At 55.1% G+C, this 2,500-nt stretch carries 1 tRNA gene and 2 rRNA genes (1 of these 3 cut by a window edge); all 3 read left to right on the top strand.

Features of this window, described 5'->3' with window-relative positions:
• Positions 1-2,162 (top strand): 23S ribosomal RNA (locus tag G442_RS0118740) (it extends 579 nt beyond the left edge of the window).
• A gap of 103 nt (positions 2,163-2,265) precedes the next feature.
• A 5S ribosomal RNA gene (gene rrf, locus G442_RS0118735) occupies positions 2,266-2,381 on the top strand.
• 35 nt (positions 2,382-2,416) lie between these two features.
• Positions 2,417-2,493, top strand: a tRNA-Met gene (locus G442_RS0118730).
• Positions 2,494-2,500: the final 7 nt, after the last annotated feature.

Raw genomic sequence — 2,500 nt, 5'->3', positions numbered from 1 at the left:
CAGCGAGCTTAAGCCGGTAGGTGTAGGCGTAGCGAAAGCGAGTCTGAATAGGGCGACGAGTTGCTGGCAGAAGACCCGAAACCGAGTGATCTAGCCATGGCCAGGCTGAAGGTGCGGTAACACGCACTGGAGGGCCGAACCCACGCCTGTTGAAAAAGTCGGGGATGAGCTGTGGCTAGGGGTGAAAGGCCAATCAAACTCGGAGATAGCTGGTTCTCCGCGAAATCTATTGAGGTAGATCGTCAGGTGTTGACCCCGGGGGGTAGAGCACTGGATGGGCTAGGGGGGCCCAAAGCCTTACCAAACCTAACCAAACTCCGAATACCCGGAAGTTTAGCCTGGCAGACAGACAGTGGGTGCTAAGGTCCATTGTCGAGAGGGAAACAGCCCAGACCACCAGCTAAGGCCCCTAAATCGTGGCTAAGTGGGAAAGGATGTGGGGATTCCAAAACAACCAGGAGGTTGGCTTAGAAGCAGCCATCCTTTAAAGAAAGCGTAATAGCTCACTGGTCTAATAGAAACCCTGCGCCGAAAATGTAACGGGGCTCAAGCCACGTGCCGAAGCTGTGGGTGCATACTTTGTATGCGCGGTAGCGGAGCGTTCCGTAGGTCTGTGAAGGAGACGGGGTGACCCTCTCTGGAGATATCGGAAGTGCGAATGCTGACATGAGTAGCGACAAACAGTGCGAGAAACACTGTCGCCGTAAGTCCAAGGTTTCCTGCGCAAGGTTAATCCACGCAGGGTTAGTCGGCCCCTAAGGCGAGGGCGAAAGCCGTAGTCGATGGAAATCAGGTAAAAATTCCTGAACCTGCCAGAAGTGACGAATGCAAGATGTTGTCAGTCCTTATCGGATTGGACTGGCTTTTTGCGCATTCCAGGAAATAGCTCTGGCGTATAGACCGTACCCTAAACCGACACAGGTGGACTGGTAGAGCATACCAAGGCGCTTGAGAGAACGATGCTGAAGGAACTAGGCAAATTACTCGCGTAACTTCGGGATAAGCGAGACCCGTGAGTGGGCAACCATTTGCGGGTGGCACAGACCAGGGGGTAGCGACTGTTTAGTAAAAACACAGGGCTCTGCGAAGTCGAGAGACGACGTATAGGGCCTGACGCCTGCCCGGTGCCGGAAGGTTAAGAGGAGGTGTGCAAGCACTGAATTGAAGCCCCGGTAAACGGCGGCCGTAACTATAACGGTCCTAAGGTAGCGAAATTCCTTGTCGGGTAAGTTCCGACCTGCACGAATGGCGTAACGACTTCCCCGCTGTCTCCAGCATCGGCTCAGCGAAATTGAATTCCCCGTGAAGATGCGGGGTATCCGCGGTCAGACGGAAAGACCCTATGAACCTTTACTGCAGCTTTGCAGTGGCATCAGAGACATTCTGTGTAGGATAGGTGGGAGGCTTTGAAGCAGGGGCGCCAGTTCTTGTGGAGCCATCCTTGAAATACCACCCTGAATTTTTCTGATGTCTAACCGTGGCCAGTAAGCCTGGTCCGGGACCCTGCATGGTGGGCAGTTTGACTGGGGCGGTCGCCTCCCAAAGTGTAACGGAGGCGCGCGATGGTGGGCTCAGGCCGGTCGGAAACCGGCTGTCGAGTGCAATGGCATAAGCCCGCCTGACTGTGAGAGTGACAGCTCGATCAGAGACGAAAGTCGGCCATAGTGATCCGGTGGTCCCGCGTGGAAGGGCCATCGCTCAACGGATAAAAGGTACTCTAGGGATAACAGGCTGATCTCCCCCAAGAGTCCACATCGACGGGGAGGTTTGGCACCTCGATGTCGGCTCATCACATCCTGGGGCTGGAGCAGGTCCCAAGGGTTCGGCTGTTCGCCGATTAAAGTGGTACGTGAGCTGGGTTTAGAACGTCGTGAGACAGTTCGGTCCCTATCTGCCGTGGATGTTGGAGATTTGAGAGGATTTGTCCCTAGTACGAGAGGACCGGGATGAACATACCTCTGGTGCACCGGTTGTCGCGCCAGCGGCACAGCCGGGTAGCTAAGTGTGGACGGGATAACCGCTGAAAGCATCTAAGCGGGAAACCCACCTCAAAACTAGATCTCCCTGAGGGCCGTGATAGACCATCACGTCAATAGGCCAGGTGTGGAAGCGCAGTAATGCGTGCAGCTAACTGGTCCTAATCGCCCAATAGGCTCATTCATATACGCTCTCCTTAAAGAGAGCCCCATGCACAGAAATCATCCATGCATCACAACACTCACGCACCAACCATCCACACCCACAAAACAAAAGTGGGTTGGACGACCTGGTGGCTATGGCGGGGAGAGATCCACCCGATCCCATCCCGAACTCGGACGTGAAAAACCCCAGCGCCTATGATACTGCGGCTTAAGTCGCGGGAAAGTCGGTCGCCGCCAGGTCTTCCAACCCACTCTACACACACATAATCACCCAACGCGGGGTGGAGCAGCCCGGTAGCTCGTCAGGCTCATAACCTGAAGGTCACAGGTTCAAATCCTGTCCCCGCAACCAACGATAC

The sequence above is a fragment of the Acetobacter nitrogenifigens DSM 23921 = NBRC 105050 genome (assembly GCF_000429165.1).
Classification (GTDB): Bacteria; Pseudomonadota; Alphaproteobacteria; order Acetobacterales; family Acetobacteraceae; genus Acetobacter; species Acetobacter nitrogenifigens.
Note: the sequence above shows the minus strand (reverse complement) of the source record. Positions and strands in the feature narration are given on the sequence as shown.